8 protein-coding genes are annotated in these 6,862 nt (G+C 72.0%); 3 read left to right on the top strand and 5 right to left on the bottom strand.

Features of this window, described 5'->3' with window-relative positions:
• Window positions 1-206: HAD hydrolase family protein (locus VGW35_10890; protein HEV8308163.1), on the bottom strand; the 206-nt coding region annotated here is incomplete at its 3' end.
• Between the two features lie 198 nt (window positions 207-404).
• On the opposite strand from VGW35_10890, the gene VGW35_10885 reads away from it, so the two are divergent.
• Window positions 405-602, top strand: coding sequence for a hypothetical protein (locus VGW35_10885; GenBank protein HEV8308162.1), 198 nt, complete (start codon window positions 405-407; stop codon window positions 600-602).
• A gap of 7 nt (window positions 603-609) precedes the next feature.
• On the opposite strand, the gene ligD is transcribed toward VGW35_10885, so the two are convergent.
• Window positions 610-3,057 carry a DNA ligase D gene (gene ligD, locus VGW35_10880; GenBank protein HEV8308161.1) on the bottom strand — a complete coding sequence of 816 codons (2,448 nt, stop codon included), beginning with the start codon at window positions 3,055-3,057 and terminating at the stop codon, window positions 610-612.
• 165 nt (window positions 3,058-3,222) lie between these two features.
• On the opposite strand from ligD, the gene VGW35_10875 reads away from it, so the two are divergent.
• The gene (locus tag VGW35_10875) at window positions 3,223-3,636 is read left to right on the top strand and encodes a hypothetical protein (protein HEV8308160.1); all 414 of its coding nucleotides are present in this window, start codon (window positions 3,223-3,225) and stop codon (window positions 3,634-3,636) included.
• Here the strand turns inward: VGW35_10875 and VGW35_10870 are convergent.
• From VGW35_10870 to VGW35_10860, 3 genes are all read right to left on the bottom strand, one after another.
• A complete protein-coding gene (locus VGW35_10870) occupies window positions 3,629-4,069 on the bottom strand; it encodes a hypothetical protein (GenBank protein ID HEV8308159.1) in 441 nt (146 codons plus the stop codon). The two genes, VGW35_10875 and VGW35_10870, sit on opposite strands and share 8 nt — an antisense overlap.
• Window positions 4,066-4,371 carry a TRL domain-containing protein gene (locus tag VGW35_10865; GenBank protein HEV8308158.1) on the bottom strand — a complete coding sequence of 102 codons (306 nt, stop codon included), beginning with the start codon at window positions 4,369-4,371 and terminating at the stop codon, window positions 4,066-4,068. The genes VGW35_10870 and VGW35_10865 overlap by 4 nt, the downstream gene beginning before the upstream one ends.
• Before the next feature lie 92 nt (window positions 4,372-4,463).
• The gene (locus VGW35_10860; protein ID HEV8308157.1) at window positions 4,464-5,285 is read right to left on the bottom strand and encodes a hypothetical protein; all 822 of its coding nucleotides are present in this window, start codon (window positions 5,283-5,285) and stop codon (window positions 4,464-4,466) included.
• 139 nt (window positions 5,286-5,424) lie between these two features.
• On the opposite strand from VGW35_10860, the gene VGW35_10855 reads away from it, so the two are divergent.
• A complete protein-coding gene (locus VGW35_10855) occupies window positions 5,425-6,822 on the top strand; it encodes an NBR1-Ig-like domain-containing protein (GenBank protein HEV8308156.1) in 1,398 nt (465 codons plus the stop codon).
• The last annotated feature ends 40 nt before the right edge of the window (window positions 6,823-6,862 follow it).

The raw sequence follows: 6,862 nt of genomic DNA, 5'->3' as shown, positions 1-6,862 counted from the left end.
GCCCCGTTCTCCGCGACCACCACGTCGAAGAGCCGGTCGGCCTCCGGGCAGACCCCCCGGAGGTCGAGAAGCATCCGGCCCGTCACGAGCATGAGCTTGCGACCGGTCTCGCGGACCCGATCCAGCACCGCTGCCGTCGCCTCGGCCAGGCGCCCCCCCTCGGCGATCGTGCCATCGTAATCGCAGGCCAGCACGTGCGCGATCATGGGCACGCCATCCCGGACGAGCGTTGCAATAACCCCGCCGAGAGCTGTTTCCCGGGCCGACGACCGGCGTCAGCCTCCAAACGGCCCGCCCGCATCGGCGAGGCGGAATGTCCCGGCACCTGGCTGGCAAGGTCTTTGCTGAACGCGCGAGCAGGGAGGGTCGCGGGATTCCACGTCCGCCGAAGAAAGGACGCGCCGATGACCGACATGAGCGGGATGGGGGGCGGGACGGCGGCGGGTGACCGTACGCTGTGCCGCTGCGGGGCCGACCTGACGATCCTCGAGGCCAGCTGGGGGTGCACCGACTGCGGCGGCGACTGCTGCCCCGAGTGCGCCTTCTGGCTGGAGTCCACGGTCTACTGCCCGGGGTGCACCGACCGGCTCCTCGCCGCCTGACGCGCCGTCAGCCGAGGCGTGGCAGGCGGCCGCCGCGCTCCAGGGCCGGCTCGAAGAGATCGCCGACCTTGTCGAGGCGCCGGAGCATCGTCCGGAGCGTGAGGCGCCCGGGATCGAGCTTCGGCGTCACCTCGCTCCAGGCGAGCGGCGCCGACACCGGCGCCCCGTCCCGAGCGCGCGGGGAGTAGGGCGCGACCAGGGTCTTGCCGTTTCCATTCTGAAGGCAGTCGAGGTAGAGCCGGCCCCGGCGCTTGCCTCGTTGCCGCTCGAGGGTGACCTCCGGAAGCGCGTGCGCGACGGCCGTGCCGATCTCCCACGCGAACCCCGTCGCCTCTTCGTGGCCGTGTCCCGGCAGCAGCGGCACGAGAACGTGGAGCCCCCGCTGGCCCGAGGTCTTGCAGAGGCTCGGGAGCGAGAGCCGTTCGAAGAGTCCCCGCAGGACCAGCGCGGGCTCGATCGTCTGCTCGATCCCCCTGCCCTCCGCGGGGTCGAGGTCGAAGACGACCCAGTCGGGCATCTCGAGGCTCCCCTTCCGCGAGGACCACATGTGGATGCTCAGCACGGACTGCTGGGCGAGCCAGCGGAGGACCTCGGGACGGTCGGCGATCAGGTGGCGGACGCCCCCGCGGCGCGTCCGCGCCGGGGTCTCGACCAGGGTCATCCAGGGCGCGGCGTTCTTCGCCATGTCCTGCTGGAACCACGACGGCTGGTCGATCCCGTCCGGCCAGTGCTCCAGGGCCAGCGGCCGGTCGGCGAGGGCTCGGAGGAGGGGCTCCACCACGGCGGCGTAGTAGTCGGCCAGGTCCGCCTTGGTGATGCCGTCCTTCGGGTAGAGCACCCGCTCGGGGTGCGTGAGCGCGACGATCACGTCCCCGCCCGGCCGCGCCCCGCTCGGTGGGGTCGCCGGCGCCTCCCGGAGGCACTCCGCCGGCGTCTTGTCGGGGCGCCATCCGAGGAAGGACGGATGGCGGAGCCTGCCATCCGCGGTCCACTCGCCGAACCGGACCTGGGCGACCAGGCGTGGCTCGACCCAGGTGGCGTCGGCGACCCGGGGCGCACCCTTGACGCGGGGCCGCGGCGCCACCGTGCGCGCGAGGTCTCGCTTGAGCTCCGCCCGCTGCTTCAGCGAGAAGCCGGTGCCGACCTTCCCCGCGAACGTGAGCTCGCCGCCCTCGACGACGCCGACGAGCAGGGCGCCGATCTCCTCCCGCTGGCTCTTCCCGCGGGTGAAGCCGACGATCGCCACCTCCTGCGTGTTGACGGCCTTGATCTTGAGCCACGCGCGCGAGCGTACGGGCTCGTAGCGCGAGCCCCGCCGCTTGGCGATCAGGCCCTCGTAGCCGCGCGAGGCCGCGACCTCCAGGGCGGTCGCCCCTCCGTCGAGCCGCTCGGCCACCCGGATGGAGGCGGGCGCGTTGGCCAGCAGGCTCTCGAGGAGGTCGCGCCGCTCTTCGAGCGGGCGGCTCCGGAGATCCTCGCCGTCGAGCCACACGAGGTCGAAGGCGACGAGCACCGCCGCGTCGTCGTGGCCTTTCTGGAGAAGCTGGAAGCGGGGCGCGCCGCGCGGATCGAAGGCCACGATCTCTCCGTCGATCACCGCGTCGCCGACGACCACGCGCGAGAGGGCCTCGGCGACCCGGCGGAACCGCGGTCCCAGATCCAGCCGGTTGCGGGACCAGAGCGCGACCCGCCCATCCGACAAGGCGCAGAGGGCGCGGAAGCCGTCGTACTTGAGCTCGAAGCGCCACTCGGCGTCGTCGGCCGGGAGGCGGGCGGCCGGCGTGGCGAGCATCGGCGGGAAGAGGCGGTCCAGGAGGCGCTCCGGCGCCGGCCGGGCCGCCCGGAGGGTCGCCGCGCGCTCGGGCCCGCGCGCCACGGCTCGCCCGCTGACCACCGACTCCGGACGGGCCGCCACGACGTCGTAGCCGGGTCTGGCGGTCTCGTCGCTGGCCTTGAAGAGCAGCCACTGCGGATTGCCGTCCGACGGCCGGTTGGTCCGGACGAGGTGCCATCGGCCCTGGAGCTTCTGGCCGCGGAGGTCGAGGTGGAGATGCCCTTTCGCCCGCTGCCGGGACGCTTCCCCGGGCGGCACCGTCTCGAAGGTGCCGCGGTCCCAGATCAGCGAGTCCCCGGCGCCGTATTCCCCCTCGGGGATCCGTCCCTCGAAGGCGCCGTACTCGAACGGATGGTCCTCGGTCTGGACCGCGAGCCGCTTGACGGCCGGGTCGTAGCTCGGCCCCTTGGGCACGGCCCAGGAGGCGAGGGTGCCCTCGATCTCGAGCCGGAGGTCGTAGTGGAGGCGCCGCGCGTGATGCTTGTGCACCATGAAGAAGGGTGGTCCCCCGGGCCGGGCCGAGCGGCCAGGCGGCGGCTCCGGCGTGACGGCGAAGTCGCGTTTGGCCTCGTAATCATGGAGCCGCTTCTTCGGCGGGCGCGCGCGGGGGGATCGTGCCATCGCTGGATCGGCCCGGCCATCCGGGGCCTCATCCCCAGGATACACCGCCACCGCCGGGGGGCCCGGGCCGCGGGAGGCCGTTGACAACCGCCGGCAGCGCTTGCATGGTAAGAATGCGGCATCTATCCCGAAGGGACGCGACATGCCGGAGACCCGTCCCCTTCCATGACGAGCATCCCGACCCCGTACCTCGCCATCGTCGACCGCCGGAAGCTCGAAGTCTTCCACATCCTCGAGCGGCACTTCGCGAGCGAGTCGGACGTGGTACAGGTGATCTGGGACCGTCGGCACGGAGAGCGGCGGGCGGTACGGGCGCCGCACGCCCCGGAGCGCCGGCAGGGCGAACGCCGTCGGGAGCCACCGGCCACCTGGTCCACCATGGGCTTCGTCCTCGTACCCGACCCGTCTCGCCACGGAGGGCAGGACATGGAAAGCGAAAAGAAGTCGGACCGGACGCCAGCTCCGCCGCCGGGCGGGCCCCGCATCGCGCGGTGCCCCCTCCACGGGATCGCCTACGACGAGGAGCGGGAGGAATGCCCCGAGTGCGCGAAGGGGCGGACGCCGCCGAATGCTACCTGAAGCCTCGCGCCGTGATCTCCGTACACTGCCGCTGGAAGATCGTCAGGACGCCCACCACGTGGTCGTCGACCTTGACGTCGTAGATCCCCGTGAGATCGGGATGGCGGGCCCGGATGTCGTCGAGCGCCTTCGCGAAGCCGCCCTCGCCCGCGGCTCCGGACAATCGGGGGACGCCCGAGACGCTGGTGAACGGCGTGGAGACGCCGAACTGGCAGCTGCGCCCGGTCACCACCCCGAGCCGGAGGGCCCCGGCCGGCAGGTCCTTCGGCGTCGGGGTGGCATAGGAGAGAGGTCCGCTGGCGTTGAAGAAGATCACGAATCCGCCGACCGGGATCAGCCCCGAGCTCGCCTCGTAGGATTCCGTCTGAGCCAGGGCGACCGGGCCCCAGAGGGCCACGGCGAGGACCCCGGCCGCGAGACCGAGCGGCCTCACGGCCGCCCGACCCGACCCGTCACGACCGTGCAGACCCGGGCATAGAGGCCGAAGGCCACGCTGGTGGCCTTCACGTCGGCCTTGACGTCGTACAGAATGGCGTCGGTGTCGGCCCCGAGCGCGTCCCGCGTGGCGGCTGCGTAGCTCGCGTCGCCCCAGGCGACGAGGAAGAGGAGACTCTGGTAGCACCCCTGCCCGGACACCGTGCGGTCCGCGGTGGCGGCCTTGACGTCGCTCGGGGTCGCCGAGCGGTAGGCGCGGGGCGCGTGCACGTTGGTGTAGAGCAGCCCGCAGCCCGCCACGGTGGCGGCAGCGAGCGCGGCCAGGGCCCACCGGGCGACGCGGGTCGGCGACGAGCGTCCGCCGGAGGCGGCGGACCCGCGGCCGGCAGCGTTCAGGAGGAGGGCCCTTTCCGCCGCTGGCCCGCCTGCAGATTGACCAGGCCCGCGCGGAGGAGGTCGCGCCGGATCGCCCCCGGGTTGAGCGCCGAGGCATAGAGCGCTCGCGCCGCCTCCATGTCCAGGGCGGTCAGGCCGGGGGCGGCCATGGCGGGAAGCACGCCGCGCCCGGAGCTCATGAGCGAGTTCGCCGACCCCTCGATCAGCTTCGCATCGACCAGGCACATCCCCAGGACGCCGTGCCCCACCGCGTCACGGACGTAGGCGTTCGGGGACTGGCCGGGAGGCTGCAGGACCCGGCCCGAGCGCAAGATCCCTCGGGCCTGGAAGCCATACACGATGCAGCCCTGGTCGGAGCCACAGCCCTCGTCCTGGGGGTGGGGACGGGCGGTGGCCGTCACCTCGTTGGACCCCGGCAGGGGGTTCGGGTCATTCGTCAGCTGGAACGTGGCCGTGATGATTCCGTTGGTGGCGAGGCTGACCTGGAGAACGGCCCGCTGGATCGCCTCCCGCGTGGCCGGCTCGACGGTCGTCGACACCCGCACGCGGACGGCCGTCCCGCGGGGAAACCCACTCCACACCGCCTGCATGGGGCACCCCGTGATGCCGTCCCTCGGAATCAGCGGCCCCGAGCCGACGAACAGCGCATCGATGAGGTCGGCCGTCGCGAAGGAGCGCGTCACGACGGGCTTGGGCGCTTCGGCCGTCTCCTTCACGGCCTCGGCGCTCGGAGTGGTGCTCTGGTCCCTGCCTTCACATCCCAGGAGCACCAGACTGACGACGAGCCAGCCCAGCCGGCCGGCGTATCGGCGTCTCATGGCCCGACCTCCCATGACGACCGCTGCGAGTACGCCCAGCCTAGCCCGGGAGCGCCGAGGGGGTCAAGACTCCCGGGCCGGTTCGGGAGCCGCTGGCCCGGGTGCCCATCCTCTGGCAAGCTTGATGAGAGGACCCTCGATGGCAGGTGACGGCCCCCGACCGACCCGGAGAGCGAGAAGCCTCCCGCTCGGTCTCCTGCTCCTGCTCGTCGCCCTCGCTCCCCGAGCGCTCGCCGGGCCGCCCCGGTTCATCGACCTCAAGCTGCCACACCCCGGCAGTTACGACTACGCGCCCAGCATCCTCTACGACGACGAGGAGCGGAAGTGGAAGGCCTGGTGGTGCGGGCGACGGGAAGACAAGAGCCAGCCGGGGGACGACGTCTACTACGCGGAGAGCGTCGACAGGCTCACCTGGTCGCGGCCCCTGGCCGTCGCCTTCACCCCGCAAAAGACGCGGGCCCTCTATCTCGGCGACGCCTGCGATCCGTCCGTGCTCAAGAACCCCGGGGGCACGGTGTTCGGCGGCTGGAAGTACGTCATGTACCACACGGGCAGCGCCCGGGCCGACGACACGGATGCGACGATCCACGTGGTGATGTCGAACGACGGGAAGCAGTGGCAGCGTTACGACGGCAATCCCCTCATCAAGTGCGAGGCGGCGGGTCATTACGGCTGCGGCCAGCCGAGCGTGGTCCGCCTGGCCGACCGCTTCGTGCTCACCTACGCTAAGAGCACCGGCGCCTTCGAGGGGATCATGCGGGCCGAATCGACCGATGGCGTGCGCTTCTCGAATCACCAGCAGTGGTGCGTGCCGCACGGCTGTCGGGCGTCGCCGGGAATCGACATCATGCACGACCCGAGCGGGTACTACACCTATTACATCGGGTACGTGGCCGAGGGCGAGGCCATCCTGGCGGGCGCCACGACGCTCGGGGGGCCGATGACGCTGCTGCAGAAGCTCACGCCGCCCGGCTGGATCGCCGGTGATCGCACCACCGGCGCCAGCGTCGCCGGGTTCTTCCGCACCGGCACCGGCTTTCGGCCTCCCGGGAAGATCTGGACGGCGTTCGGCTACCCCGGCCTGGCCCGCTTCACGAACTTGAAGCAGACCGAGCAAGAGCTCAAGGCCGCCGAATGGGACGTGACCAACCTGGCCCGCCAGGAAGCGATCTCCGTCCCCTCATCGGTACCGCCCGGCGGCACGTTCCCGGCGACCATCACCCTCCGCAACATCGGCACCGCCGCGTGGACGGCCGAGTCGCACTCGCTGGGCTTCGTCGAGACTAGCCAGAACCGCTGGGGGGTGGGCCGGATTCGGCTCCCGCGCTCTCCCGTCAGACCGGGCGAGACGGTCACGTTCAGCTTCACCGGGACGGCGCCGGCCACGCCGGGGAGCTTCGCCTTCAACTGGCAGATGGTCCAGGAGAGCGTCGAGTGGTTCGGCGACGTCGCCGCCGCGACCGTCACGGTCACGGGGGCCCCGGCCTCTCAGCGGCCTCGAGGGGCTGCGCCGATCCGGCCGAGCCCGGGCGGGTAACGCCGGGGGCTCTTCGTGACCCCCGAAACACTTAGGAGTG

The organism is Candidatus Methylomirabilota bacterium, assembly GCA_036005065.1.
Taxonomy (GTDB): Bacteria; Methylomirabilota; Methylomirabilia; order Rokubacteriales; family DASRDR01; genus DASYQW01.
Note: the sequence above shows the minus strand (reverse complement) of the source record. Positions and strands in the feature narration are given on the sequence as shown.

What these genes read in the sequence shown, in the direction of transcription:
- VGW35_10885 (HEV8308162.1), top strand. Translation starts at nt 405, where the DNA reads ATGACCGACATGAGCGGGATGGGGGGCGGGACGGCGGCGGGTGACCGT.
- ligD (HEV8308161.1), bottom strand. Translation starts at nt 3,057, where the DNA reads ATGGCACGATCCCCCCGCGCGCGCCCGCCGAAGAAGCGGCTCCATGAT.
- VGW35_10875 (HEV8308160.1), top strand. Translation starts at nt 3,223, where the DNA reads ATGACGAGCATCCCGACCCCGTACCTCGCCATCGTCGACCGCCGGAAG.
- VGW35_10860 (HEV8308157.1), bottom strand. Translation starts at nt 5,285, where the DNA reads ATGAGACGCCGATACGCCGGCCGGCTGGGCTGGCTCGTCGTCAGTCTG.
- VGW35_10855 (HEV8308156.1), top strand. Translation starts at nt 5,425, where the DNA reads ATGGCAGGTGACGGCCCCCGACCGACCCGGAGAGCGAGAAGCCTCCCG.